At 71.9% G+C, this 26,053-nt stretch carries 18 protein-coding genes and 2 pseudogenes; 5 read left to right on the top strand and 15 right to left on the bottom strand.

Annotation, left to right across the window (positions count from 1 at the left end; genetic code table 11):
- Positions 1 to 143: 143 nt before the first annotated feature.
- Positions 144 to 707 (top strand): TetR/AcrR family transcriptional regulator, encoded by a 564-nt coding sequence (locus QP939_RS05825; RefSeq protein WP_352252590.1) that lies wholly within the window; start codon positions 144 to 146, stop codon positions 705 to 707.
- A 31-nt stretch (positions 708 to 738) separates the two neighbouring features.
- Positions 739 to 1,860, top strand: a pseudogene (locus QP939_RS05820) (cytochrome P450); the annotation flags it as partial.
- A 7-nt stretch (positions 1,861 to 1,867) separates the two neighbouring features.
- Here QP939_RS05820 and QP939_RS05815 read toward each other — a convergent pair.
- The 7 genes from QP939_RS05815 to QP939_RS05785 form a co-directional block, all read right to left on the bottom strand.
- Complete coding sequence (locus QP939_RS05815; RefSeq protein ID WP_285455520.1) at positions 1,868 to 2,758, bottom strand: phosphotransferase family protein; 891 nt, start codon at positions 2,756 to 2,758, stop codon at positions 1,868 to 1,870.
- A gap of 21 nt (positions 2,759 to 2,779) precedes the next feature.
- Positions 2,780 to 3,997, bottom strand: a complete 1,218-nt coding sequence (locus QP939_RS05810) for a hypothetical protein (RefSeq protein ID WP_285455519.1) — start codon at positions 3,995 to 3,997, stop codon at positions 2,780 to 2,782.
- A 21-nt stretch (positions 3,998 to 4,018) separates the two neighbouring features.
- Positions 4,019 to 7,894, bottom strand: a complete 3,876-nt coding sequence (locus QP939_RS05805) for a hypothetical protein (RefSeq protein WP_285455518.1) — start codon at positions 7,892 to 7,894, stop codon at positions 4,019 to 4,021.
- A gap of 11 nt (positions 7,895 to 7,905) precedes the next feature.
- On the bottom strand, positions 7,906 to 11,076 hold the full coding sequence (locus tag QP939_RS05800) for a hypothetical protein (protein ID WP_285455517.1): 3,171 nt from the start codon (positions 11,074 to 11,076) through the stop codon (positions 7,906 to 7,908).
- Between the two features lie 144 nt (positions 11,077 to 11,220).
- A complete protein-coding gene (locus tag QP939_RS05795) occupies positions 11,221 to 12,495 on the bottom strand; it encodes an IS701 family transposase (RefSeq protein WP_285459667.1) in 1,275 nt (424 codons plus the stop codon).
- 173 nt (positions 12,496 to 12,668) lie between these two features.
- Positions 12,669 to 13,469, bottom strand: coding sequence for a siderophore-interacting protein (locus QP939_RS05790; RefSeq protein WP_285455516.1), 801 nt, complete (start codon positions 13,467 to 13,469; stop codon positions 12,669 to 12,671).
- Entirely contained in the window at positions 13,466 to 15,739 is a 2,274-nt protein-coding gene (locus QP939_RS05785; RefSeq protein WP_285455515.1) for an ATP-binding cassette domain-containing protein, read from the bottom strand. Before QP939_RS05785 ends, QP939_RS05790 begins: the two co-directional genes overlap by 4 nt.
- Before the next feature lie 76 nt (positions 15,740 to 15,815).
- Between QP939_RS05785 and QP939_RS05780 the strand changes: the two genes are divergently transcribed.
- Entirely contained in the window at positions 15,816 to 16,601 is a 786-nt protein-coding gene (locus QP939_RS05780) for a TetR/AcrR family transcriptional regulator C-terminal domain-containing protein (RefSeq protein WP_285455514.1), read from the top strand.
- A 24-nt stretch (positions 16,602 to 16,625) separates the two neighbouring features.
- Here QP939_RS05780 and QP939_RS05775 read toward each other — a convergent pair whose 3' ends face one another.
- From QP939_RS05775 to QP939_RS05750, 7 genes and pseudogenes are all read right to left on the bottom strand, one after another.
- A complete protein-coding gene (locus QP939_RS05775) occupies positions 16,626 to 17,378 on the bottom strand; it encodes a class I SAM-dependent methyltransferase (protein ID WP_285459666.1) in 753 nt (250 codons plus the stop codon).
- Positions 17,367 to 17,570: pseudogene (locus QP939_RS51780) on the bottom strand (putative acetyltransferase); the annotation flags it as partial. The gene QP939_RS05775 and the pseudogene QP939_RS51780, both read right to left, overlap by 12 nt.
- Positions 17,567 to 17,797, bottom strand: coding sequence for a glutaredoxin family protein (locus QP939_RS05770; RefSeq protein ID WP_285455513.1), 231 nt, complete (start codon positions 17,795 to 17,797; stop codon positions 17,567 to 17,569). The gene QP939_RS05770 and the pseudogene QP939_RS51780, both read right to left, overlap by 4 nt.
- Positions 17,794 to 19,902, bottom strand: a complete 2,109-nt coding sequence (locus tag QP939_RS05765; RefSeq protein WP_285455512.1) for a phage holin family protein — start codon at positions 19,900 to 19,902, stop codon at positions 17,794 to 17,796. Before QP939_RS05765 ends, QP939_RS05770 begins: the two co-directional genes overlap by 4 nt.
- The gene (locus tag QP939_RS05760; RefSeq protein ID WP_285455510.1) at positions 19,899 to 20,480 is read right to left on the bottom strand and encodes a DedA family protein; all 582 of its coding nucleotides are present in this window, start codon (positions 20,478 to 20,480) and stop codon (positions 19,899 to 19,901) included. Before QP939_RS05760 ends, QP939_RS05765 begins: the two co-directional genes overlap by 4 nt.
- Positions 20,477 to 21,271 (bottom strand): MBL fold metallo-hydrolase, encoded by a 795-nt coding sequence (locus QP939_RS05755; protein ID WP_285455509.1) that lies wholly within the window; start codon positions 21,269 to 21,271, stop codon positions 20,477 to 20,479. Before QP939_RS05755 ends, QP939_RS05760 begins: the two co-directional genes overlap by 4 nt.
- A 61-nt stretch (positions 21,272 to 21,332) precedes the next feature.
- Positions 21,333 to 23,483 (bottom strand): terpene synthase family protein, encoded by a 2,151-nt coding sequence (locus QP939_RS05750; protein ID WP_285455507.1) that lies wholly within the window; start codon positions 23,481 to 23,483, stop codon positions 21,333 to 21,335.
- A gap of 174 nt (positions 23,484 to 23,657) precedes the next feature.
- Here QP939_RS05750 and QP939_RS05745 point away from each other — a divergent pair, with 174 nt between their 5' ends.
- Complete coding sequence (locus QP939_RS05745; protein WP_285455505.1) at positions 23,658 to 23,954, top strand: GNAT family N-acetyltransferase; 297 nt, start codon at positions 23,658 to 23,660, stop codon at positions 23,952 to 23,954.
- A gap of 323 nt (positions 23,955 to 24,277) precedes the next feature.
- Positions 24,278 to 25,294 (top strand): S1 family peptidase, encoded by a 1,017-nt coding sequence (locus QP939_RS05740; protein ID WP_285455504.1) that lies wholly within the window; start codon positions 24,278 to 24,280, stop codon positions 25,292 to 25,294.
- 61 nt (positions 25,295 to 25,355) lie between these two features.
- On the opposite strand, the gene QP939_RS05735 is transcribed toward QP939_RS05740, so the two are convergent.
- Positions 25,356 to 25,979 carry an SAM-dependent methyltransferase gene (locus tag QP939_RS05735; protein WP_285455503.1) on the bottom strand — a complete coding sequence of 208 codons (624 nt, stop codon included), beginning with the start codon at positions 25,977 to 25,979 and terminating at the stop codon, positions 25,356 to 25,358.
- Between the last annotated feature and the right edge of the window lie 74 nt (positions 25,980 to 26,053).

Here is a 26,053-nt window from a genome sequence, read left to right as displayed (position 1 = left end):
AACCGCGCGGATTCCGGGGTTCCGGCGTTTCCGGGACCCCGGAATGCGGGCGGTTCGGCCGCGGGCGTATGAATGGGCGGGTGCCGGAGAACGTCGAAGCCGGAATCGGCCGAACCAGGAACCGCTGGGGCGAAGGCGAACGGCTGCGCGGAGAAATCCTCGAAGCGGCCGGCCGGTTGCTCGCCGAGCTCGGCGGCGAGGACGGGCTGACGATCCGCGGTGTGGCGCGGGCCGTCGGCATCGCCCCGGCGAGCATCTACCAGCATTTTTCCGACCGCGCGGAATTGGTGAGCGGGCTGCTGGCGCACGAATACGCGCGGTTGCGGGAATCGATGCGCGCGGCCGAGGAGTCGCTCGGCGAAACGGACGTCGTCGGCCGGGTGCGGGCGCAGATCCACGCTTACTGCGCGTTCGCCATGGAAAATCCCGGCCATTACCGGTTGATGCTGGCGAACGGGGCGTCGCGGCCCGCGCCCGGCGCGCGGGCGGAAGGGCCGTTGCTCGACGTGATCGACCGGCTGGCGGCGGGCTTCGAGCGCTGCGTCGAGGCGGGGCACCCGCTGCGGGTGACGCCGGGCCGCGCGGCCGCGGTGGTGTTCGTCGGCGCGCACGGGCGGGTCGCGCTGTTCCACAGCGTGCTGAACCGGACCGGGGCCGAGCTGGTGGAGCCGTTCGTGGACGAGCTGGTGGCGTTGGTGTTCGCCTGACCACTGGCGCGCTCCCCCGGGAAATGCTTTCGAACTGCCGCCGGTGTCGCGGGTCCGGCTGTGGAACGGCAGCACGCCGTGGCTGGTCCGGCGCTACGACGACGTGCGCGCGGTCCTGCGCGACTCGCGGATCAGCGCCGACTCCGACCGGCCCGGCTACCCGCACCAGAGCGCGGCTTCGGCCGCCCGCCGCCGTCGCGCGAAGACGTTCCTCACCATGGACGGCGCCGAGCACGCGGCCCAGCGGCGCCTGCTCACCGGCGACTTCCTGGTGAAGAAGATGGAGGCGTTGCGCCCGGCGATCCAGCGGATCGTCGACGACCTGGTCGACGAGCTGCTGGCCGGGCCGAAGCCGGTCGACCTGGTGACGGCCTTCGCGTTGCCGGTGCCGTCACTGGTGATCTGCGAACTGCTGGGCGTCCCGTACGAGGATCGCGGGTTGTTCCAGGACATCACGAAGGTGATGGTTTCGCGGGACGCGACGCCGTCGGAGGCGGTGCGGGCCACCGAGGAGTTGCTGGCGTACCTGGGCGGGCTGGTCGAGCGGAAGGCGTCGGCTCCCGGGGACGACGTGCTGAGCAAGCTGGCGGCGACGCAGTACGCGACCGGGAAGATGACGGCCGACGAGGTCGCGTCGATGGGGCAGCTGCTGCTGGTGGCGGGCCACGAGACGACGGCGAACATGATCGCGCTCGGCACGGTGGCGTTGCTGGAGCACCCGGACCAGCTGGAGCTCGTCCGCGACGGCGACGCCGACCTGCTGCGCCGCGCGGTCGAGGAATTGTTGCGGTACTTGAACATCACGCATTCGGGCCGCCGCCGGGTGGCGGTCGAGGACGTCGAGATCGGCGGTCAGCTGATCCGCGCGGGCGAGGGCATCATCGCGGCGGGCGACGCGGCCAACCGCGACGAAGCGGTGTTCGACGCCCCGGACCGGCTGGACGTGACGCGCGAGGCCCGCCACCACGTGGCCTTCGGGTACGGCGTGCACCAGTGCCTCGGGCAGACGCTGGCGCGGGTGGAACTGCAGGTGGTGTACGGGACGCTGTACCGGCGGATCCCGAACCTGCGGCTCGCCGTTCCGGTGGCGGAGCTGGAGTTCAAGGACGACATGCTGGTCTACGGCGTGCGTTCGCTGCCGGTCACCTGGTGACGCGGCTTCACAACGCGCGCTGAACGGCGTCGAGGTCCTCGGTCAGGCGCGTGGTGAGGAACCGGGCCCGCTTGGCGTTCGAGTCCCGGCGCGGGGTCATCTCCACCACCATGATCAGGTCCAGGTAGACGCGGTACAGCGCGAGCCGTCGCCGGGAGGGCAGGTCGAAGCGGGCCGGGCCGCCCGCGTCTCGGTAGCCCGACACCAGCGGCTCGTCCAGGTCGCGGAACAACGTCAGGGACACGAACTCCGCCAGCGGGTCGCCCCAGAACGCGCGCTCAGCGTCGATGATCCCCGAAATCCGGGGCCCGTCGAGGAGGATGTTGCCGTTCCACAGGTCGAAGTGCACCAGCACCGGCGTCGACACCAGCTCCAGCAGCGGCTCGTGGCGGCGGACGAGGTGCGCGATCTCCGCCGCCGGGCGCGGGAGGCGGACGCCGAACCGGACGGCGTCCGCCAGCACCGCGTCCGTCATCGCCGTGAACGCTTCCGGCCACGTCGGGTGCGGGGGGTCCTGCGGGTAGCCGAACCCGTCGCCGGTCGTGCGGTGCAGTCCGGCCACGATCCCGCCCAGCTCGGCACGCCGTCGCGGGTCGGCGTCGGGGGCCTCGGCCCACGGCACGCCCGGCAACTCCGTCATCAGCAGGAAACCCGGCCCGGCGCCGACCACCGACGGCAGCGGCCCGGAAGTCCGGCGGTAGTACTCCGCCTCCGTCGCGAGCAGGTCGTGCTCGTACGACAGCCCCGTCTCCGGCGGCGCGATTTTCAAAACCAAGCGTCTGCCGTCGGCGAGGCGGAGGCGGATCGCCGTGTTGTACGTTCCGCCGCCGAGCTGCTCGGCCGACACCACCGATGCCGGGTCGATTCCCGCTGACGCCAGGGCCGTTTCCGTGCGCACCCGGCCGAGTCTGGCACGCCGTCAGCGCTTGCCGGTGGATCCTGCCCAGATCCCGCCGCCCGCATACGATGCCGAGTACCCCAGCAGCGCGGCCAGCCCTTCGGTCAACCCGCCGCAGGACGCGACGCCGCTCGGGTTCGTCACCGCGGAACACAGCGTCCGGCCGCCCGCCGCGAACGTCAGCGTCGCTCCCGGCACTCCGTGGCCGCGGGACGTCAGCGTCGCCGACAGCGCTGGTGAGCCCAGGCGGGCCGGGGCCACCGTGATCGACGTCGGGTCCGGTGTGGTCGAGAACAGCGACGCCGACGCGCGGACCCCGCTCGGGCCGACCTTCGCCGGGGCGAACAGGTACCGCACCGCCGAGTCCGGGCCGGACGGGCCCGGGCAGCCCGCTCCCGTCGTGGCGACGTCGATCGCCGGGTCCGTCTGGTAGGGGCCCGGGGCCGCGCCGACCGCGCGTGGCCAGCACACGAACTGCAGCGCCTGCGGTGGCGTCGGCGGCGGCGTGACCCGGGCCGGGCCGGTGCCCGTCAGGCCGTAGGTCAGCGTCGGCCCGCCTTCGTTGTCCGCCAGCGCCACACTGTCCACTGCGGACAGTGTCGCCTCGCGGGTTTCCGACGCGGCGAACGGGTTGTACGCACCCGCCTGGAGCACCGGGCCGTCGTCGGTGCCCGCCGCCGTGTCCCACAGGTACTGGAGCTGGAACGTGTCCTCCGTCGAGCCCGTCACCGTCGTCGTCACCTCGACGCTCGAGTCCGCGACCGTGCTGCCGTGCACGACGACGTCCTGGTCGATCAGCACCAGCTTGCCGTCGCCCGGGGCGTCGGTGTAGGTCGACCAGTGCGTGCGGAACCCGGTCGTGCCCAGCGCCGACTGCGTCCAGTACACCGAGTCGAGCGCGATTTCCGTCGGCATCGTCAGGTACTGGCTCTGCACGTAGTCGACACCGGAGGTCAGGTCGCGCACCGTCATGAACGACGTCCCGGGCACACCGCCGCCGAAGAGCACGTCCCGGCCCGCGCCCGCCGGGTGCGCCGGTCCGGTCCGAACCGTGAACGAGCCGACGCCGAGGCCCTCGGTCCGCTGGACGGACACGCGGAACACGTCGTTCCCCGCGCTGGGCGCCGCGGCCGCGGTGGCGCGGTCGGGTTTCTCGGGAGCCGCCGGGGCCGGGGTGGCCCCGGCCAGCAGCAGTGCCGTCGCGGTCCCGGCCGCGGCCAGCAGTCTGGTCCGGTTCATCAGGTCCTCCACAGTGGACGGTCAGAAGGTGAGGGCGTCGGCGTAGACGAGCCGCTCGCCGCCCTGGTTCGGCTGTTCGCTCTCGGTCAGCACCAGGCGGAACGGACGTGTCCCGCGCGCCGCGGGCAGCGGCACCGTGCCGGTCCAGCCGGTGCTGGTCGCGGTCAAGACGACCGGCTCGCCGGTCGCCTGCCAGGCGACGCTTCCGCTCAGCCCCGGGTCCGCCACCTGCAGCCGCGCGCTCACCTCGGCCGCCGAGCCGGACACCGGCGCGTACGCCGGCCCGGTCACGGTGAGCCGCACCGACGTCGGCGTCGCGAACACCGCCGTCGCGACGCGGTCCGGCGACAGCTGCGCGAACTGTGCCTGCACGACCGCCGACAGCTCGACGTCCGGCACCGAGATCGGCTGGTAGCGGGCCAGCGCGAGCCGCACGAACGGCGTGTACGGCGAGGGCTGCGGAGCCGCGAAAGTGATGTCGCAGAACCAAAGGCGGCGCTCGGCGTCGTAGACGACGTCGTGTGGCGCGACCGCGACCCGCGAAGCCGCTCCTTCGGCGAGCTTGAGGTTCGACCGCGGGTGCACGGCCAGCGGGAAGTCGCCGACCTGGGGCGGGCGGGTGAACGCGGTCGACTTCCACGCCGGGTCCTGCGCCCAGTCCGTCACGTACCGCGTCAAGTCCGCGGGCACCGCCGGGCCGTCGGCCAGCAGGACGCCGAGCTGTTCGCCGTCGCCGGAGGAGTACCACGGGCGGTTGAGGAAGACCCGCAGGCCGTTGCCGCGCCGGGTGCTCGTCACCTGGGTGGCCGTGGTTTCGGTCGTCCAGCCGAACGTCGGCACGACGTACGCGATGTCCGGCGCCGACGGGCGGGCCGAGCTGGGCACGTCGACCGTGAGTGCCGCCCCGGCCCGGGTGATCGGCGGGGGCACGTACGCGACCTCCACCGACGCGGGCGCCGATCCCCGCCAGGTGATCGAGCCCCGCACGTAGTCGACGGTGTAGTCGCTGTCGCGGACGTACGTCGTCTGGCCCGCGCGCACGACGTCCGACGCGGGCACGATCCCGGCCTTGTCCACCACGACCGGCGACGCGCCGGACGTCACCGTCTTGCGCTGCAGGAAGTACTCCGCGAACCGCGAAGTCCCGATCGGCGTGTAGGTGACGCGGCGGTACTTCGTGTCGTGGAACTCGTGCCGCTCGTCGACCGGCAGCACAGCGCCCGCCGGGTCGTCGGGCCGGGCGACCACGCCGAACGCGGCCGCTGAACTGGCCCGCGGCACCGGCGCGGGCAGCGCGGGATCGTCGACCTTCTCCGTCCACGCGGCCCGCAGGTCGACGCGGCTGGTGCTCGGCCGGTCGAAGCCGAGGCGGTCGATGATCCGCGCGGACGTCTCGCCCGGCAGCCGCACCGCGACCGGCTTGACCAGCGCGGGCGGGGTCAGCGGCTGCTTGATCGCGTGGACCAGCGTCAACGTGCGGAACGGCGTCAGCTGCCAGAGCCGTCCTTGCCGGGCCAATGCCCGCAGCGACGCGAGCGTCGTCCCGGACGGCAGCGTCACCGTGCCCGCGGCGACGGCGTCGGTCAGCCACTTCCACGGCCCGAGCAGGTCGATGTCGGCGTCGGCGAGCACGCTGCTGTAGCTGACGTCGAACGTCCGGCCCTTCGGCACCTGCACGGTCAGCACCCGGAACAGCGGGTCGAACTTCGGCTTGCCGGTGCCCTCGACGATCCGCAGCCGGAACGGCCGGTAGTCGGGCCAGTTCCCCAGCAGCGGCACCGGGTCGAAGTCGCCGGTGACGACTTCGCCGTCGGCCGTGCCGGGCAGCCCGGCGAACGCGGCGCCGCGGCTGAGCACGTCCGGCAGGTACGGCAGCGTCAGCTGGTCGGTGTCGTAGTACGGGATGCCGTACGCCCCGCTGTCGGGCGTGCCGCCCTGGTCGAACGAACCGGTGTCCTTCTGCTTGATCTTGCCGTAGGCCAGCTTGTTCATCATCGGCGGCGTCAGGAGTGTCGCCGGGAGGTCGAACAGGCCGTGCTGCTCGGCCAGCAGTTCCGCGATCCGGACCGGCGCGAGGTGGCGCTGGCAGTCCGCGGTCGCGGCCGTGTCGAAGTTGCTGCGGATCACCATGCGCTCCGCCGACTCGCCTTCGGTGCGCGGCTTGCGGAAGAGCAGGTGCGGCGAGACGACGGGCTCGAACCGCGTGTACTTCACCGGAGCCGTCGCCCCGGCGTCGCCGGTGACGTCGTCGAGGCCGGGGCCGTTGCCCGCGAGGTCGGCCGTGCGCGCACGGAACCGGTAGGTGCGGCCGAACCGCAGCCGGGGCAGGCTGCCCGGCTTGGCCGTGAACTTCACGCCGAGCGGGAACGCCGGGTCCGGCTCGGTGCCGTCGCCCGCGACGAGCGCGCCGTCGTCGGCGACGGCCTTGCCCGGCCGCGGCGCGACCAGGCTGTAGCCGCTCCACCGGGCCAGCGACTCGTGCAGGAACAACGTCTGCGTCGGGTCGTCCGGCTGGGTCGTGTGCGCGGTGGTGACGACGCCTTCGTCGGCGGCCGAGACCGCGGTCCCGGCCACGGTGTAGGTGCCCACGCGCTGGCACAGGCTGTGCCACTTCTTCGAAACGTCGTCCCAGACGTCGATCCGCAGCCCGCGCGTCAGGTCTTCGGCGGCCGCGGAAGCGCCGCCCGCCAGCTTCTCCGCCTGGTCGACCGACTCCCAGATGCGCTTGGCGCGGCGGGTTTCGGTGATCGAGAACCCGTTGCTCTGCAACGCGGGCGGGGCGGCGGTGTCCGGGGCGTCGGCGGCGGGTGGCCCGCCGATCCCGCCGTACGGGTCGAGCCGCGCGACGCTCTCGCCGAAGCCGAGCAGCTTTACCGCGGCGGAGTCCGGGTCGACCTCGGTGACGTCGAAGTCCTCGCCGCCCAGCTGCAGCAGGCCGCCGGAAAGCAGGGGAGTGCGGGCGTTCGCGGCGAACGTCGTCGCCGTGATCGTGCAGTCGGTGCGCTGGGCGCTCACCTGGGTGCCGGGCCGGACCGGGGTGACCGTCACCCACGTGGGCCCGGACGGCAGCGGGTCCGGCAGCGGGACGCGCAGGTCGCGCACGAGGCCGAACTTCCGCAGCAGCGCCGGGTACTGCCCGAGCGAGCCGATGACCGAGTGGAAGTTGGGCGGTTCGGGTTCGGCCGCGGCCCGGAACGCGTTAGCGTCGCCCGCGAAGTTGACCGGATGCGGGCGGGCCGCGGCGGGACGGGCGTGGAAGTGCTCCGACAGCAGGAAGTCCAGCTGCTGGCCGCTGAGGCCGTGCTCGCGGGCGATCCCGTCCAAGGCGTCGCGGTCGAGGTACTTGTTGTAGAAGAAGAGCAGCGCCAGCTCGCTCGTCACGGCCGCCTTGGTCTCGGGCGAGATCCACGTGTCGTGCAGCCGGTAGCGGCTGCGGGGCCCGCACCGGTTCCCGCTCGTCCGCAGGCGGCCCTCCGGAACGCCGACGTAGTCGGTGATCGTCGGGTGCGTGGTCGGGTTGTTCGCCGCCATCAGCGCGTACTGGTCGCGGACGAAGTTCCGCACGTTGCGCACCGGGTAGGACCGCACGAACGTCCGCTGCGGCGGCATCGGCGGCGCGGTCGCCGTCCCGAGCCGGGAGCCGCCGGTGAAGAGCTTCTTCCACAGGTCCGAGCGCAGCTCCTGCGGCAGCTTCTCGGCGCGCACCACCGTGCCGCCGAGCGAGACGTCGAACTCGACCGCGGCGGCGGGCCAGTCGAGCCAGTCGGGAAAGGCGGCCAGCGTGTCGGCGCCGGTCAGCCGCGGCGACAGGAACGCCGACAGGTGCAGGTACGCCCGGCCGCTCTCGGTGCGGACGCCGTCGGGAAGCGCGGTGCTCAGGATCGTCTGGGTGGCCATCACTCGTCTCCTCAGGCCGCGAACGCGTCGCAGTAGGTGTTCCAGTCGTCCTGGCTCATCTGGTCGCCGAAGGACGGCGAGCCGCCCGCGGGCAGCGCGGCCGCGGTCCGGGCGGCCAGTGACGAAGATCCGGGACCGGCGAAGGACTTGTGCACGGTGAGCGTGACCGACTTCGAGAAGAACAGGATGTCGATCTCGACGGTCAGCGAGGCTTCGCCCTCGACCAGGTTCTCGCCGCCGTCGTTCGTGTAGCTCAGCGCGAGATAGAACTCGGCCGAGATGGTGATCAGGCCGAGCACGTTGAGGGAGCCGTTCGCGCGGACGTACCCGGTGAGGGTGATCGCGTCGTGCGCGGGCACCGCGGGCGTGCTGCCGCTCGCCGGGATCTCCGGCTTGTGCTCGAGCTTGAAGTAGATCCCGGCCATCACCGAGACCGAACCGCTGGCGACGCCGAGGTTGAACGCCACCGCGCCGCCGAACTCGATCGAGGCCTCCATCAGCTCGAAGCCGTCGGTGCCCAGCGCCAGCGCGAAGAACCCGCCGCCGCCGAACAACGACACGGTGAGCGTGAACGGGTGCTCGCGGCTGCAGAACGCGAACCGCGCCCGCGCCGGGCTGCCGTCGAACGGGATCGACAGCGACGCGCCGAAAGCCAGGTGCTGCAACGCGAACACGCCGATGCCGACGTCCGGGATGGCGAGGGTGTAGCCCGCGGTGATGCCCGACGGCTGGACGTCGATGCCGAGGCCCTTGCCCGTGCTCACCAGGAACCGCTGCAGCGTGTTGACGAAGTTGAGCGGGCCCTCGAACTCGATCTTGTCCAGTTCGACGTGGATCACCGGCTTGGCGCCGTCGTGCTGCTCGAAGGCGAAGCGCCGGAAGGTGAGCTTGATGAACGACAGCGCGCTGTCGTCGCCCTTGACCAGCTCGATCGCGAAGTCGCGCAGGTCGCCCTTGATCGTCGACGTCGTGCTGCCGCCCCCGCCGAACACCGTGCGGCTCTCGCCGTGCAGCGTGAGGGTGGCGTGCGGCCGGTCGGGCAGCTTCGGGTGGAACACCCCGGCGGTGAGCTTGTCCGGGAGCTTCGGCTGCCAGTCGAAGACGGTCCGGACGGCGGTCGGTGGGTGGTCCTTGCCGTCGCCGTACTCGGGGGTGGTGACGATCTTCGGGCCGTTCGCGATCGGCAGCGTCAGGTTGTCGGGCAGCTTCGGGTCGAACCCGAGGATCTCGGCGAGGCTGAGCCCGCCGAGCAGCTTGGCCGTGTCGGGGAAGAACTTGCCGGGGTTGAAGACGCCGTCCTTGGCGATCTGGCTGATCGTCTCGGCGGGTCCGGACAGCGGGCCCAGCGAACGCGACAGGCCGCGGATGTCGAGGTCCGGCGCGGCGACGCCGCCGAGTTGCGCGACGGTCTTGCCGAACTGGGCCTGGACCGCGCCGACGTCCGGCAGGGCGGCGCCGGTTTCGATGGCCCGCACGAGCTTGCCGACGTCCGCGACCGACGGGCTGACCCGGGCGAACAGCTCGCCCTGGACGTTCTCGAACGCGGTCTTGACGTACTCGGGGTCGTAGCCGATGGCCGTGGCCAGCTCCTTGCCCCCGGCCAGCGCCTCGACCGCGGGCATCCGGATCTCGGCGGCGAGCATCCGCGGGGAGAACCCGGCTTCGCCCGCCAGCTCGCGGCGCCTCATGTTGAGGTGCAGGCGGACCGCGGGGAACGCCGTGTTGCGCGGGGCGTCGTCGGCCGCGGCGGCGGTGTCGGGCACCGGCGCGAAGGCGACCTTCTGCCCGCCCAGCTCGTGCGTGCGCCGCGGGTGGATGTCCGCGAAGTCGGCCGGGTCGGCCTGCGCCTGCAGCGCGTCGAGTGTCGCCGGGTCGTTGGCCTTGGAGAGCGGGACGAACGCCAGGTGCGCGATCGTCTCGACGCGGTTGCCCGCCCAGTCGGTGGCGACGATCGGAAACGGCACGTCCCCGGCCGCGGATTGCACCCAGAACGAGCCGGTGGTGCCGATCGGCTCCGGGTGCTCGGCCAGGAACGGCGTGGTCGTCGTGGTGATCTCGACCGAGCGGAACGGCAAGCCGTTGTCCTCGAAGGCTTTCACCGGTTCCAGCACCCGGATGTACTTCCGCTGCAGCAGCCGCGCGGCGCCGCCCGCGATGGTGCGCTCGGTCTCGGTCACGTGAAGGGCCTTGTGGCCGTAGGGGAAGAGGTAGCCGCGCTCGTCGATGCGGACGTAGTTGTCGCGGCCGATCGCCGAGCGGTGCTGCCAGGCGGCGACCTCGCCCTCGTCCCACTTGCCCTCCAGCTCGAGCGACGAGCCCATCGCCGAGAGCAGCACCAGGTCGCCACGGACCGGAGCACGGGTGTTGGTCTGCTCGACGAGCCCGGCGAGGGTCGAGGACCCGAGGCCGAGCATGGCGTCGAACCGCAGGTCGTCCGGGGTGTCCGCAGCCGCCGCGCGGACGTCGGCCGGGCCGAGCAGCGGGTCCGGCCTGCCGAACTCGTCGCGAGGAGCGAGGCGGGTGTGCCACAGCTCGGTGCGCCCGGCCGACGTCACCGGGTGCGTCACGTGCGCCCACGACGCGTGCTGCTCCGACGTCAGGTGCAGCCAGTCGACCAGAAGCAGGTCGGTGACCAGCGGGCCCGGCCGCGCGGGCGCGGTCTTCGGCACCACCCGCATCACCCAGTTCGACCAGGCGAGCAGGCCTTCCTCGGTGTAGGGCAGCTCCTTGACCGTCGCGGGCACCAGGAACGCGATCCGGCTCGGGCCGACGGCGCGGGTCGCGATGTCGCCCGGCGCGGGCAGGTTCGACGGCGGGGCACCACCCGGGTCGGAGACGAACGTCGGCTCCTCCATCAGGTGCTGGCTGTCGAACCCGACGACGACCACCGACTGCGCGGTCGCGTCGACCGGCACCAGCTTGGGCGGGCCCGCGGCGGTGGAGCGCTTGAGGTTGAAGAACGCGAAGTGCAGCTTGAGCATGTCTTCGCGGCGCAGCAGGTCGAGCGTCAGGTCGGGTGTCGCGTCGGCGGCGAGGAGGGCCTGCAGCGGCGAGTCGCCCGGCAGGTTCGCCAGCAGCAGGGCCGCGCTGCCGGCGACCAGGATCGTGCGCCGGTCGACGCCGCGCCGCCAGAACGGTCTCGGCGAGACGTCTTCGGTGTCGTGCGGAGTGGGTTCGGGCATGGCTCGGGACCTCCCCGGTGCGGACTGAGCCCGATCACCGTCCGCTCCGGGGTCCGGCCCCGGCAAGAAGCCCGGCCTGATACCTCCCCTTGGGGCAGTCTTGTCCGCCCCCTCGCCCCGCCCCCTCGTGAGTGGCGATTCGGGTTAGTACTCCAGCTGTAGTTCGTGATCGGGTGCTGGGTTTTCGTGTCGTCGCTGGTAGTGGCTTTGCCGGGCGTGATGTTGGTGTCGTCGGCGCCAGGTGGACCAGGCCAGGATGTCGGCGACGCGGCGGGCTGGCTTGAGGATGAGCTGGGCGTAGAGGTGCCTGATCTCGTTGCGTGTCAACGGGATCAGGCCCTCATGCGGTTTTGTGTGGCGGGCATGGGCGGCGGCGATGGCGAGGAAGGCGTGGGCCAGCATGACCAGCGTGGTCCAGCGATACCAGGAGGTCCAGGTGCGGACCTGGTGCTCGTCCAGGCCGGTGAGTTCTTTGCCGGTCTGGAAGGTTTCCTCGATCGTCCAGCGACGCCCGGCAACGCGGGCGAGCTTGGCCAGCGAGACGCGGCGGGGGCTGTAACAGCGGTAGAACGCAGTCTCCCCGGTGCGCCGGTTGCGGCGCATCAGGATCCAGTGATAACCGGTGGTGCCCGCGGGGTGCAGCCGGATGCGGGCCCACAGGTAGTAGCGCCGGCCTTTCGCGCCCGCTCCGGCGGAGAGCTTCTGCCAGGCCCGTTTCGGCAGCGCGGCCGCCCGCTCATCAGCTCGCACGCTCTGCCTGCCGGGCCCGGGAATGCGATGGTCGCAGGCCACGGCCAGCACATAGGCCTGTCCGCGTTGTTCGAGCGGATCACGCAGGCCGGCAGCGTCTTTGCCGTAAGCCTCGTCCCCGGTCACCCACCCCACCCGCACGCCCGCGTCCAGCGCCCGGGTGATCATGGCCAACGCGAGCCGGGATTTCGTGGTGAACCGGGTCCCGGCGGGCACTCCGGCCCGGTCCCGGCGCCGGGGGTCCTCGGCCCAGCTTTCAGGCAGGTAGAGCTCACGGTCGATGAACGTATGCCCGGCCGGGGTGGAATACGTCAGGAACACCGACATCTGCGAGTTCTCGATCCGGCCCGCCGTGCCCGTGTACTGCCGCTGGACTCCGACCGACTCGGTGCCCTTCTTCAGGTCGCCGGTCTCGTCGATGACCAGCATCGCATCCTGATCACCCAGCTGCTCGACCACGACCTCGCGCAGGTCGTCACGAACCCCGTCCACGTCCCAGCTCGCGCGCGAGAGCAGGTTCTGCATCCCATGCGGGGTCGTGTCCCCGACAGCCTCGGCGATGGTCCAGCAGTTCACCCGAACCAGCCCGGCCAGCAGCCCCTGCACGAACCGCCCCGCGCGGCGACGCGACTCCACCCGCGCGAACCGGTGCCCCACCCGCACGAACATCTCACCCAGCAGCGACTGCCACCCCGCAGGGTCTACGCTGGCAGCCGCGGCCACCACATGATCTTGAGTTGTCTTCACAAACACCATGATCACGTGGTGGCCGCACCCATCTCACCGGCCCCCTCCAGCAAGATCACGAACTACAGCTGGAGTATTAGAACCCGAATCGCCACTCACGACAGCTTTTCGGTCGCGTCGGCGAGGTCCTCGGGCGTCGGGGCGTCGTCCTGGGTCAGCGTGCGCCGCCAGTAGCCGGTGAACTCGATGTCGCCCTTGGCGAACCCGCGCTCGCCGACGAGGTGCCGCCGCAGCGCCCGCACCATCGTCGCCTCGCCGGCCAGCCACGCGGCCACCGAGCCGTCGGGCAGCTTCGCGCCGCGCACGGCCTCCAGCAGCCGGTCGCCGTGCTCGGCGCCGTCGCGGTGCACCCAGTGGACGTCACCGGGCAGCGGCTGCTCCTCGGCGGCGTCCGGGACTTCCAGGAACACCACGGCGTCGCGGACCTCGGCCAGGAGGGTGGCCGCCGCGGGGACGGCCGTCTCGTCCCCGGCGATGAGCAGAGTGTCCGCTGTGGACAGTGGACGGCGGTAGGCGGCGTCCGGGCCGTACCGGCCGAGGACGTCGCCGGGAGCCGCCGTCCGGGCCCACGCCGTGGCCGGGCCGTCGGCGGACTCGTCGTCGTGGAGGACGAAGTCGACATCGATGGTCGCCTGGCCCCGGTCGCGCACCGTGTAGCTGCGCATGACCGGGCGCTCGTCCTCCGGGATCGCGAGGTACGCCTGGTACCAGCGCATCACGTCGTCGTCGCCCGCGGGCAGCCGCACCGGGCGGCCCGGCGGCGGGAACAGGAGCTTCAGCTGCTGGTCGGGCCACGGCTCGAGGGTGTCGAGGCCGTCGCCGGTGAACGTGACGCGCACGGTGCGCGGGGTCACGCGGCGCACCGCGGTCACTTCGAGCAGTCCGGTCGGGTTCACGGCTTCCCCAGGTATTCGCGCAGGTGGCGGGCGGTGAGCGTGGACGCGTTCTCGACCAGGTCGGCGGGGGTCCCGGTGAAGACGACGCGGCCGCCGTCGTGGCCCGCGCCCGGGCCGAGGTCGATCAGCCAGTCGGCGTGGGCCATCACGGCCTGGTGGTGCTCGATGACGATCACCGTGTTGCCCGCGTCGACGATCCGGTCGAGCAACGCGAGCAGCTGGTCGACGTCGGCGAGGTGCAGGCCGGTCGTCGGCTCGTCGAGGATGTAGGTCGAGCCGTGCTCGGCCATCCGGATCGCCAGCTTGAGGCGCTGCCGTTCGCCGCCCGACAGCGTGGTGAGCGGCTGGCCGAGCGTCAGGTAGCCGAGGCCGACGTCGGCGAGCCGGTCGAGGACCACCCGCGCGGTGCCGGTCGGGAAGAACTCGCGCGCCTCGGCGACGGACATCGCGAGGACCTCGCTGATGTTCTTGCCCCGCAGCTCGAACGTCAGCACCTTCGGCGTGAACCGCTTGCCCTCGCATTCTTCGCAGACCGACGCGACCCCGGCCATCATCGCCAGGTCCGTGTAGATCACGCCGAGGCCCTTGCAGTGCGGGCAGGCACCTTCGGAGTTGGCGCTGAACAGGCTGGCCTTGACGCCGTTGGCCTTGGCGAAGGCCGTGCGGATCGGGTCGAGCAGGCCGGTGTAGGTGGCCGGGTTGGACCGCCGCGAGCCGCGGATCGCCGACTGGTCGACGACCACGACGTCGTCGCGGTGGGCCAGCGAGCCGTGGATCAGCGACGACTTCCCGGATCCGGCCACCCCGGTGACGACGGTCAGGACGCCGAGCGGGACGTCGACGCTGACGTCACGCAGGTTGTGCAGCTTCGCGCCGGTGATGGAGACGTGCCCGGCTGGCTGGCGGACCTTCTCGCGGAGGGTGACCCGGTGGTCGAGGTGGCGGCCGGTGAGCGTGCCGGACGTGCGGAGGCCGTCGACGCTGCCGGTGTAGCAGATCCGCCCGCCGTCGGCGCCCGCGCCGGGGCCGAGGTCGACGACGTGGTCGGCGATCCGGATGGTCTCCGGCTTGTGCTCGACGACCAGGATCGTGTTCCCCTTGTCCCGCAAGCACAACAGCAGGTTGTTCATCCGCTCGATGTCGTGCGGGTGCAGCCCGACGGTCGGCTCGTCGAAGACGTAGGTGACGTCGGTGAGGCTGGAACCCAGGTGCCGCACCATCTTCACGCGCTGCGCCTCGCCACCCGAGAGCGTCGCGGACTCGCGGTCCAGCGACAGGTAGCCGAGGCCGATCTCGACCAGCGAGTCCAGGGTGTCGCGCAGGTTGCCCAGCAGCGGCCGGATCGACGGCGCGTCGAGGTTCCGGACGAACTCGGCGAGGTCGCTGATCTGCATGGCGGCGCAGTCGGCGATGTTCCGGCCGTCGATCTTCGCCGAGAGGGCGGCCTGGTTGAGGCGCGCGCCACCGCACTCCCCGCAGGTCGCGAAGGTGGCGGCCTTCTCGATGAACGCGCGCAGCCTCGGCTGCAGCGACTCGACGTCCTTGTGCAGGTAGAGCCGCCGGACCTTCACCGCGAGACCCTCGTAGGTGACGTTGGTCTTGCCGACCTTCACCTTGCAGGAGTCCTTGTGCAGCAGGGCGTCGAGCTGCTCCGGCGTGAAGTCGCGGATCTTCGCGTCGGGGTCGTAGAAGCCGGAGGAGAGGTAGGTCTGCACGTACCAGGTGTCCGGCGTGAAGCCCGGCACCTGGATCGCGCCCTCGTTGAGGGAGAGGTCGAAGTCGAGCAGGGCGTCGACGTCGAGGTCGGAGACCCGGCCGAGGCCCTCGCAGGCCGGGCACATGCCCTCGGGCAGGTTGAAGCTGAACGCGCCGGACGTGCCGACGTACGGTTCGCCGAGGCGGGAGAAGGCGATCCGCAGCATGGCGTAGGCGTCGGTCGCGGTGCCGACCGTGGAGCGCGAGTTGGCGCCCATCCGCTCCTGGTCGACGACGATGGCCGCGCTGAGGTTCTCCAGCAGGTCGACGTCCGGGCGCGACAGGCTCGGCATGAACGACTGGAGGAAGGCGCTGTAGGTCTCGTTGATCAGCCGCTGGGACTCGGCCGCGATGGTGCCGAAGACCAGGGACGACTTGCCGGAGCCGGACACGCCCGTGAACACCGTGAGCCGGCGCTTGGGGATGTCCAGGTCGACGCCGGCCAGGTTGTTCTCCCGGGCGCCCCTGACCTCGATCACGTCGTGGGTGTCGGCGGCCCGCCTGGGTGAGGTCATACCGTCCTTCTCGATGCTTTAGGCTGTAAAGTAATTGCTCAGCGTACATTACTTTAGGGTGTAAGGAGTCGGCAAGGTGGTCGTCTTCGCGGGTCAGGGCGACGCCCGGCGGTCCATGGAGCTGCTGTGGGGGCCGCCCGTCGTGGCGCCGCGCACGGGCCCGGGGCCGAAGCCGGGGCTGTCGGTGGAGGCGATCGTCGCGGCGGCGATCGAGATCGCGGACGCCGAGGGGATGGGCGCGTTGTCGATGCGGTCGGTCGGCGAGCGGCTCGGCCGGACGGCGATGGCGCTCTACACGTACGTGCCGGGCAAGACGGAACTGGTCGACTTGATGTACGACCGGACGCTGGGGGAGCTGCCGTCGTCGTACCCGGTCGCCTCCGGGTGGCGGGTCGCGGCTTCGGCGTTGGCGGACGCGTTGTGGGACCTGCACCTGCGGCACCCGTGGTTGCTGCAGGTCTCCCCGGCGCGGCCGGTGCTCGGGCCGGGGGAGTTCCACGTGCAGGAGACGCTGCTGTCCGTCTTGGCTGAGACGGGGTTGCCGCTGGCGCGGGTGCGGTGGGTGGTGTCGGCGCTGTTCAACATCGTCCGCGGTTCGGTCCAGGCGGCGGCGGAGTCCCGGCAGGCGGCGAAGGAGACCGGACTGTCCGAAGAGGACTGGTGGGACGCGCGGTCGGCGTTGCTCGGGGAGCTGGTACCGGACTTGGCGACGCGGTTCCCCACGGTGTCCGGCTTGGGCGCGTCGGTGGAGGCGGCGTCGTCGAACGAGCCGTACTTGGAGCGCGAGGCACGGCTGTCGTTCGAAGCGGGGGTGGAGCTGCTGCTGGACGGCGTCGAGGCGGCGATCGTCCGCCACGGCTGAGAGCGCCGCCTTGGGGCGCTTGGGTCAGGGCTTGCGGGCCTCGATGAGGAACCGCGTCGTGTGGGCGACGAACGGGCCGTCGCGCTCGATCTTCTCGTGCAGCTCCCGCAGCTTGTCCCGGTAGCGCTCCACCGTGAACCCCGGGACCATCCAGATCACCTTGCGCAGGAAGTAGACCACCGCGCCGATGTCGAAGAACTCCGTGCGGAGCCTCTCGTGGCGCAGGTCGACCACCTCCAGGCCCGCCTCGGTGGCCGCCGCGACCGCGTGGTCCGGGTGACGGCTGCTGCGTGCCTCCTCCGGCTGTGGGCCGAGGAAGAACTCGACCAGCTCGAACACGCTCGCCGGGCCGACTTGCTGGGAGAAGTAGCTTCCGCCGGGGCGCAGGACGCGGGCGATCTCCGCCCACGCCGTCGTCACCGGGTGGCGGCTGGAAACCAGGTCGAACACGTTGTCGCCGAAGGGAATTCCCTCCGTGGCCACGACCACCACCCCGCGCGGCCGCAACCGCGCCGAAGCGCGCGCGACGTTCGGCGGCCACGACTCCGTCGCGGCCATCAGCGGCGGCAGGGACGGGCAGCCGTCGAGCACTTCGCCGCCGCCGGTCTCGACGTCGAGCGCCGCGTGGACCTCTCGCAGGCGCCCGCCGAGCAGACGCTGGTAACCCCAGGACGGGCGGGCCTCCGTGGCGCGGCCGTCGAGCCACGAGAAGTCCCAGCCCTCCACGGACACCGCTTCGGCTTCGGCGACCAGTTCGTCGAACCGCGACTTCCGCACTGGCGGCGGGGGCACCGGCTTGGCCAACGCCACGGCGGCGAACTCGATGACCACCGGGCCGCGACGGGTCTCCACCGTGCACGTCGTCGAGTCGCGCGCGACGAGGTCCCCGAGCGCGTCGGTGAACCCGCCCTCGATCCGGTACCGCACCACGACCCGCGTCCCCAGCGGCAGTTCGCGCAGCAGCTTCACAGGCGCGCACTCAGCTCGTCGTCGGACGGCTCGACCAGGAAGCTGCCGTCGTCCCACACGATCGTCGGGATGCGGCGCGCGCCGTTCTGCAGCTCGCGGACCCGGGCTTCCGCCTCCGCGTCGGCCTCGACGTCCACGTACGCGTACTCGACACCCTCGCGGTCGAGCAACGCGCGGCTGCGCTTCACGTCCGGGCACCAGGACGCGCCGTACACCGTCAAACTCACGAAACAACCTCCGAAACTGCGGCGGGAACGGGTGAAGGATGCCCGAGATCGGTGAGCCACCCCCGGAACACCCGGTGCAACGCCTCCGCGCCGACGACCTCGCCCAGCGGCGCGAACTCGCGCGGGTGCACGACGAACCCCCGCTGCTGCGGCCCGCCCAGGCCACCGTGCGAACCCACGTGCGTCTCGAACGGCGACGCCTGGTCCGAGTCCGGGTCGTAGCGGCTGTTGATCATCACGTCCGCGCAGTGCGGGAACGTGTCCACCCGGCGGATCAGGTCCGCCGCGTGCGGGCCGTACGGCAGCAGCGGGTCCTCGCCGATGACGACACCGGATGCGAGCCGGTGGAGGCCGTCGCGGCCCAGGACCACCGGGCCGAACTCGCGGCTGCGCACCAGCAGGAACCCGACGCCCGGGTGGTCCACCAGCGACGGCAGCAGGTCCGGGAACTCGCGCTCGATCGTCTCCAGCTCGACGCGGCCCTCGTGCTCGGTGAACGACACCATCGCGAGGTGCCCCGACACCACCGCGACCACGCCGGGCGCCACGCGGGTGACCGCGCCCGGTGAACCGGACGTCGTGCGCGGGCGGTCCTCGGCGCACTCCGCGTCCTCCACCCGGGCCCGCAGCCGCCGGGCGATCAGGCCGCCGCTCTGCGTCGCCTCCGCCAGTGCCGCGTTGATCTGCCAGCTCTCCGCCTGGCGGCGCTTGCCCGCCGAGCGCGACGGCGAGCCTCCGCACAGGCGGCCGACGTACGCCTCGATCGTCTCGCCGAACCGCTCCGAGAACGCCTGCCCCTGGGTCTGGCCGTGGTCCGACAGCGCGACGACGTGGTAGCGGCGCGGGGCGAGCCGCGAAGCCCGGTGCAGCCGCGCGATCTGCTGGTCGATCGAGCGCAGCACCGACAGCGTGTCGAACCGCTCGACGCCCGAGTGGTGCGCGACCTCGTCGTAGCCGAGGAAGTCCGCGTACACCACCGGCCGCCCGGCGAGCATGTCGCCGAGGATCGCCGACACTACGACGTCGCGCGCGATCACCGTCGTGCCCGGCCGGGCCAGCGGGTACCAGCCGCCGCGCGGGACCCGCGGCACCACGCCCGCCCGGCGCTGGCGCACCGACGCGTTGATCTCGCGGAAGACGTCGACCAGCGCGACGAAGAACGTGCGCAGCGCGTTGACCGGGTTCGCGAAGTACGCGTAGTAGCCCGCGCCGAGGCGGTCACGACGTCGGCGCAGCAGCTTCTTCGGCACCAGCACGGGAATCGAGCTCATCGTGAGGCTGACGTGGTCGGCGTCGCCGGAGAACAGGTTGCCGCGGCTCGCGCCGTCGCCCGAGAGCAGGCCGCGGCCGTCGGAGTGGCGCCGCTCGATCTCGGCCGCGTCCGTCGGGTGCGCGCACGCCATCACGTGGTCGCGGTCCTTTTCGTACCAGCGGAACCCGAGGATGTCGTGGTTCGAGCCGTGCAGGATGCCGCAGACGCTCGCGCCGGTCTGGGAGCTCCAGTCCGTGTGCCACGGCGTCAGCGTGTGGCTGCCTTCGGCGAGCCAGGCGGCGAACGTCGGCATGTCGCCGTCGCGGATCGCGCGGCGGACCGTGTCGAACCCGAGGCCGTCGATCTGCAGGAACAACACCCCGGGCGGCTGCTCGCCCTGGCCGGGCGCGGGCGTGTGCCGACGGCGGCGCCGCGCGGCGCGGCGGAAGAAGATCTCGTCCTCGTCGATGGCCAGCAGGCTGGAGATGAGCGCGCCGACCGCGGCCATCCCGATGGTGACGAGCACCGCGCTGCGGAAGTCGGCGATCTCGACGCCGGGCACCGAGCGGAACACCGCGAGCGTGGCCGCGCCGAGCAGCACGAACCCGAAGAGGCCGAAGGTGAAGAACGCCAGCGGGTAGGCGATCCGCATGACCAGCGGCCAGCCGACCGCGGCCAGCAGGCCGAGCAGCAGCGCGCACACCGTCGGCTGCCACCAGTGCGTCATCCGGAACCCGGGCAGCAGCACGTCGAGCAGGCGCAGCGCGCCGGTCACCGCGATCCACACCAGCAGGATGCGCGCGACGGCGCGGCCGCCGCGGAGCAGGCGGCCCTTCGGGGCGGTCGTCGTCACACTCGCTCCTTGGTTTTGCGCCGCCACCGGGAGACCAGGTTCAGCAGCACCGTGACCAGCAGGACCAGCACCGTCGCCAGCAGGGTCGCGACGAGCGGTGAGTCGAAGATGCCGCCGCTGAGGATGCCGAGCAAGCTGTACGCGGTCGCCCACAGCACGCACGCGACGAGCGCGGCGGGCAGCAGCCGCCGCCACGGGTAGCTCAGCGCGGCCGCCGCGAGCAGCACCGGGATCCGGCCGGCCGGGACGAGCCTGCCGATCACGACCAGCTGCCAGCCGCGGCGGGTGAACTGCTCGCGCGCCTTCTCCAGCCGTTCGGCGGGCTGGCGGCGGCTGATCCAGCGGAACGCGGCTTCGCTGCCCAGGCGCGGGATCCCGAACGTCACGACGTCGCCGACGTACGCGCCGAGCACGGCGAGCAGGATCACCAGCGGCAGGGACAGGTGGTCGGTGGTGGTCGCGACGGCGGCCGCGGCGCCGACCACCGCACCGGTGGGCACGATCGGGATGATCGAGCCGAGCAGGACGCCGCCGAACACGGCCGGGTAGCCGAGGGCGGCCGGGTCGGTCCAGTTCACGCGCGGTCCTCGCGCGCCGGGAGGACGACCTCGTCGCCGGGCTCGGTGAACAGCACGTCGGTGGTTCCGCCGGCGGCTTTCACCTCGGCGGCGAACACGCGCGGCGGGTCGGCGAGCAGCCGCCGCATCCGCGCGGTGCGCCGCAGCCCGGGGACGGCGAGCGTGCCCCAGTGGACCGGCACGGCGGCGCGGGCCCGGACGAGCCCGGCCGCCCGCGCGGCTCGGGCCGGGTCCAGGTGACCCGGCCCGAGATTCGGCCCCCAGCCCCAGACGGGCAGGAGCGCGACGTCGACCGGGCCGAAGCCCGCCATCCCGTCGAACAGGTCCGTGTCACCGGCGTTGTAGACGCGCGTGCCGCCGTCGCTCTCGACGAGGTGCCCGATGGCCGGGCTCTGCGGGCCGTGCGTGAGCCGCGGGCCCCACCGGTGTCCGGAGTGGACGGCTTCGGTGGCGGTGACCGTGAGGTCGCCTTCGGTGAGCGTCTCCCCGGGCGCGATCTCCTCGACGGCGGTGAAGCCCTTCTTGGCGAGCCAGCTCCCGGCGCCGCGCGGCACGACGATCCGGGTGCCGCGGCCGAGCAGCTTCAGCGACGGCAGGTGCAGGTGGTCGCCGTGCAGGTGCGAGAGCAGCACGAGGTCGACGTCGCGGTAGGTCGCGGGCGCGGGCGGCGGCACCACCCGGGTGAGCCCGCCGACGCGCGCGGTGAGCACCGGGTCGGTCAGCACGACCCGGCCGCCGAGTTCGAGCCGGACCGTCGAATGGCCGAGGAAACGCAGGTTGAAGCCGCTCACGGTGTCGAGTATCGCCCTCGCGTCTTCGAGATGCCCGGCGGAGTGGCGCGAACTACGCCGCTCAGCGACCGGCGGGCAGCAGCGCCGAGATCCGCAGCGCTGAGGTCCCGATCCCGCTCGGCCGGCCGGTGAAGGGCTGGTAGCCCAGCTCGATCTCGGTGTAGCGCGCAACGTTCTCGTGCCAGTGGGCGATGCCCGTCATCCAGTTCCGAAGGCGCTCGACGTACCCGTCCAGCGCGTCCGGGGCGAGCCCGCGGCCCTCGAGCAGGACGGGCAGCTCGACGTCGGCGGTGTGCCGGAACTGCGCGAGCCGCGCCTCGACGAGGTCGCCGACCACGGCGAACGCGCGCTCTTCGGTGCAGCCGAGGAAGTTCCGCACCACCAGGACGCCGTTGTTGAGCTCGCCTTCGAACCGGATCTCCTTGCGGTAGGAGTACAGGTCGTTGAGCAGGGCCGCGTAGTCCGTCGCGCTGTGTTCGAGGGTCTGCACCGGACGGGCGCGCGCCAGCTCCGGCGGCACGGCGCCGCCGCGCGCCAACGCCGTCGTCAGGTCCGCGCCGAACGTCCGGCGCCGCATCTCCACGTAGTCGATCGGGTCCGGGATCCGGTTCTGCGCCTGGTTCGCCAGCTCCCACAGCCAGCTCGACGTCATCTTCTCGACCGCGCGGCGCACCTCGTCCCGGTTCGCCGTCCGCGCCCAGACGTCGGCCAGGCCCGTCTCCAGCGGCGTCGACGGATCCGCCCCGGCCATGACCGCCGACAGCCTGAGGTTGCACGCCTTCGCCGCCGCGAGGTCGCGCGTCGCGCCGAAGACCATCGGGTAGTAGTCGTCGGCGTACGTGCCCCAGGTCAGCCAGTCGCTGGTGACGTCCAGCTCGGCCGCCGTCGCGTCCGGGTGGATGCCCGCCGCGCACAGCGGCAGGTCGGCCGCGCGCAGCCGCCGCTCGTCCCACACCACGCCGTCGAGCAGGCCCGTCCGGCGCGCCCAGTCGACGTTGCGCGCCCGGCACGTGGCCAGGTGCGGGCTCAGCCGCGGTGGGAACGGCGGCTCGAAGGACGGCCGTGCCACCGAAACCGCGCTGAACGGCGTGTGCCCGAACGCCCGCAGCCGCCGCGGGGCGGTGGCCAGCACCGAGGTGGCGATCCGCGCCGCCGACGTCCCGATGCCGGTCGCGCCGCCCAGCTCCGGGCCGCCGCGGCCGGCGAGTGCCCCCTCGTTCATGTAGCGGCTGGACCGCAGGTGCCACTCGTGCCCGCCGGCCTGCCAGTCCTGCAGGCCCTTGACGTAGGCGAACGTCGCCGCGCGGGCGGCCGGGTCGACGCCGTGCTCGTCGAAGAGCGCGGGGACCTCGGTGAGCGCGGTGTGCTCGAACTGGTGCAGCCGTGAGGTGATCAGGTCGTTGACGGCGTCGGCCGCCTGCTGGGTGGTCAGCCCGAGGAACCGCTCGAAGACCAGCACGCCGTTGGAGAGCTCGCCTTCGTCCTGCACCTCCCGCTGGTAGGAGAACAGGTCGTTGCGCAGGTGGACGCTGTCGGCGAAGCAGTCGCGCAGGACTTCCAGCGGCCGGGTCGCGGCGATCTCGCGGGGCACCTCGGCGTGCACGGAGTACTCGACCAGGTTCGCCGACCACGGCGCGCCGCCGACCTTCCGGCGCATCTCGACGTACTCGATCGGGTTGGCGAGGCGGCCCTCGTTGATGTTGGCCAGCTCCCAGAGCGACTCGTCGAGGAGTGCTTTCGTGCTCGCGGTGAAGCGCTTGCGCCAGCCGTCCGAGCGGTGCGGGACGGTCCGCCGCCACAGGTCGGTCAAGCCGCGCTCGACCGGGTTCTCCGGCGTCGCGGTGATCTCGCCTTCGGCGGGCATGAAGACTCGAGCCGGTCGAGGTAGGTGCGCGCGCTGTCGATGTCGCCCGTGCGCTTGTAGAAGCTCGAGGAAGTGGTCGTCGAAGTAGAAGACCCAGACGTACCAGTCGGTGACCAGGTCGAGCTCGGCCGCGCCGGCGTCCGGGTGGGTGTAGGCGCAGAGCAGCGCGTAGTCGTGGGAGTCGAGGTCGTGCTCGGTCCAGATCACGGTGCCGTGCTGGGGCGCGTCGATCATGTCCATCTCGCGCGCCCACGCCTTGCTGTGCGCGCGGGCGGTTTCGAGGTGCGGGTTCAGCCGCGCCGGGTAGGGCAGGTAGAACTCGGGGAGGACGAACGGCTGCTCGGGCACACCGTGAGGCAACCAAAACCCGCCGGTACCGCCAAGAGGATCAGCCGGGTTGCACACGAACGGGCCGGAGGCGTCCCCCGGCCGGCCCAGCGGGCGTCACGACCCGGTCGGCGCCCCCGCGCCCGCCGTCGCACGATGGGGGACGGACCCCGAGGCTCCAAGCGAGGAGAGCAGATGACCGACGAGAAGCGCGTGACCGACAACCCGGACGAGAGCCGCTACGAAGTGTGGGTCGGCGAGAAGCTGGCCGGGTTCGCCGAGTACGACCGGCGCGGGGACATCACGGTGTTCACCCACACGGAGATCGACGACGCCTTCGCCGGGCAGGGCCTGGGCAAGGTGCTGGCGGCGGGCGCGCTGGACGACGTCGTCGCGCGCGGCGGGACGATCGTGCCGGTCTGCCCGTTCATCGCCGGGTACCTGAAGAAGCACCCGGACTACGAGGAGCACGTCCGCTGGCCGAAGGGCTGAGCTCGCGACTGTCCGGCGGCGGGGCTCGGCTCGCGCGGGCCCCGGCAGCGGCGTCTTGAATGAGTCATTCAGGACCTCCGAAGACCTGAATGAGTCATTCAAGACACGCGGCGCGCGACCCGCCCGGCCGCGTGGCCTCCCACCTGCCGGGAACCCGGCTGCCGTTGGGCCGAACGCAGCAGCGGCGTTGGCCCGGATGGGGCTGGCTTGAGCGGTATGTCCGGATCGATTGGTTATTAACCAACCTTCGTCGGTGTTGCGTTGGTTGCCCGGCAACGAAAGTGACCGGCGCAGGCTTCGAACCGGCTCACTGGAGGAAGTTGATGACTCCCCGGAAGACCGCCCTCAAGACCTTCGCCGTCTTGTCGGCCGCCGCACTGACCAGCGGCGTTTGCGCGTCGGCGGCCACCGCGTCCCCGCTCGCCTTCGCCGAGATGCAGGCCCACGCCATCACCAACGCCACCCAGGTGGCGCAGTCGCTCGGTGCCCAGTCCGGTGGCATCTACCTGGAGAACGGCAAGGCCGTCGTGAACGTCGTCGACGACGCCGCCCTGCAGAAGGTGCAGGCCGCCGGCCTCACCGCGAAGAAGGTCAAGCACACCTTCGCCGCGCTCACCGGCGTCAAGAACCAGCTGGACGCGGTGAAGAACGTGCCGCAGACCGCGTGGGGCATCGACACCAAGACCAACCAGGTCGTCGTGAAGATCTACGACGCCGCCAGCAAGGACACCGCGGCCAAGGTCAACGCGGCCGCCGCGAAGTACGGCGACAGCGTCCGCGTCGAGCACCGCACCGGCAAGCTCGAGCTGCACATCCAGGACGGTGACGCCATCCAGAACAGCCAGGGCCGCTGCTCGCTCGGCTTCAACGTGACCAAGGGCGGCCAGCCGTTCCTGCTCACCGCCGGCCACTGCACCAACCTCGGCGGCACCTGGTCCGGCGGGGACGTCTCCGGGGCTGAGGTCGTCGAGAGCGACTGCCCCGGCGCCGACTCCGGCCTGCTGACCCGCCCGAACGGCACCGGGCCCGGCGAGATCAACACCGGCCAGAAGATCACCAGCGCGGCCGAGCCGACGGTCGGCGAGCAGATCCAGAAGCAGGGCTCGACCACCGGCGGCGGCAGCGGCGAGGTCACCTCGGTCGACGAGTCGGTCAACTTCGACGTCGGCGTGCTCAACCACGAGTTCGGCACCACCGCGCACACCGACCACGGTGACTCCGGCGGCCCGGCCTACGACGGCGAGAAGGGCCTCGGCACGCTGTCCGGCGGCGACACCGTGACCAGCTACTTCTACCCGCTCACCCTGGAGCTGCAGGCCTACGGCCTCGAGCTCGCCTGATCCACGCCAAGCTCGCGGGGCGGCACTTTCGTAGGGAAAGTGCCGCCCTTCGCGTGTCAGGCTACAAGCGCCGGGCGCGGTAGACGGCGTCGGTGTGGTGGCCCTCGCCGCGCGTCTCGCAGGTCTCGACGATCCACTCCCAGGCGTCGCCGAGGTAGCCGGTGATCTCCTCCGGCTCGAAGTACAGCTCCTCCGGCGGCTTCTGGCCGTCGAACTCGCGCATGGCCTTCGGCGAGTGCCCGACGACCAGCAGTGACCCGCCCGGCGCGATCGCCGCCGCGGCCGCCGTGAAGACGTCGCGCCGGAGGTCCGGCGGCAGGTGCATGTACTGCGCGGAGATCAGGTCGTACCGCTCTTCCGGCTGCCACTTGACGATGTCGCGGTGCAGCCAGCGGACGGTCACGCCGGCCTCGGCGGCCGCTTCCGCCGCGCGGGCGAGCGCGACGGTCGAGATGTCGGCGCCGTCGACCGTCCAGCCCCGCTTCGCCAGCCAGATCGCGTCGCCGCCTTCGCCGCAGCCGAGGTCGAGCGCGCGCCCGGGGGTCAGCCCGTCGACCTCGGAGCTGAGGTTGGTGTTGACGTTCCCGCTCCAGATCCGGTGCTCGTCGCGCTGGTACATCGCTTCCCAGAACTCCTGCTTGAGCATGTTCTCGACGAGCATCGGCTGGTCGTGTGCGTGGGACATGGCTCCTCCTCGGTGACGTCCCCAGCATGCGGAGACGTCACCGAAGAGGCAAATCGCGTTGCCGGAATGGCAAC

It is taken from the genome of Amycolatopsis nalaikhensis, from assembly GCF_030264295.1.
Taxonomy (GTDB): Bacteria; Actinomycetota; Actinomycetes; order Mycobacteriales; family Pseudonocardiaceae; genus Amycolatopsis; species Amycolatopsis nalaikhensis.
Note: the sequence above shows the minus strand (reverse complement) of the source record. Positions and strands in the feature narration are given on the sequence as shown.

What these genes read in the sequence shown, in the direction of transcription:
- QP939_RS05800 (WP_285455517.1), bottom strand. Translation starts at nt 11,076, where the DNA reads ATGCCCGAACCCACTCCGCACGACACCGAAGACGTCTCGCCGAGACCG.
- QP939_RS05810 (WP_285455519.1), bottom strand. Translation starts at nt 3,997, where the DNA reads ATGAACCGGACCAGACTGCTGGCCGCGGCCGGGACCGCGACGGCACTG.
- QP939_RS05735 (WP_285455503.1), bottom strand. Translation starts at nt 25,979, where the DNA reads ATGTCCCACGCACACGACCAGCCGATGCTCGTCGAGAACATGCTCAAG.
- QP939_RS05745 (WP_285455505.1), top strand. Translation starts at nt 23,658, where the DNA reads ATGACCGACGAGAAGCGCGTGACCGACAACCCGGACGAGAGCCGCTAC.
- QP939_RS05785 (WP_285455515.1), bottom strand. Translation starts at nt 15,739, where the DNA reads ATGACCTCACCCAGGCGGGCCGCCGACACCCACGACGTGATCGAGGTC.
- QP939_RS05795 (WP_285459667.1), bottom strand. Translation starts at nt 12,495, where the DNA reads ATGTTCGTGCGGGTGGGGCACCGGTTCGCGCGGGTGGAGTCGCGTCGC.
- QP939_RS05805 (WP_285455518.1), bottom strand. Translation starts at nt 7,894, where the DNA reads ATGGCCACCCAGACGATCCTGAGCACCGCGCTTCCCGACGGCGTCCGC.
- QP939_RS05740 (WP_285455504.1), top strand. Translation starts at nt 24,278, where the DNA reads ATGACTCCCCGGAAGACCGCCCTCAAGACCTTCGCCGTCTTGTCGGCC.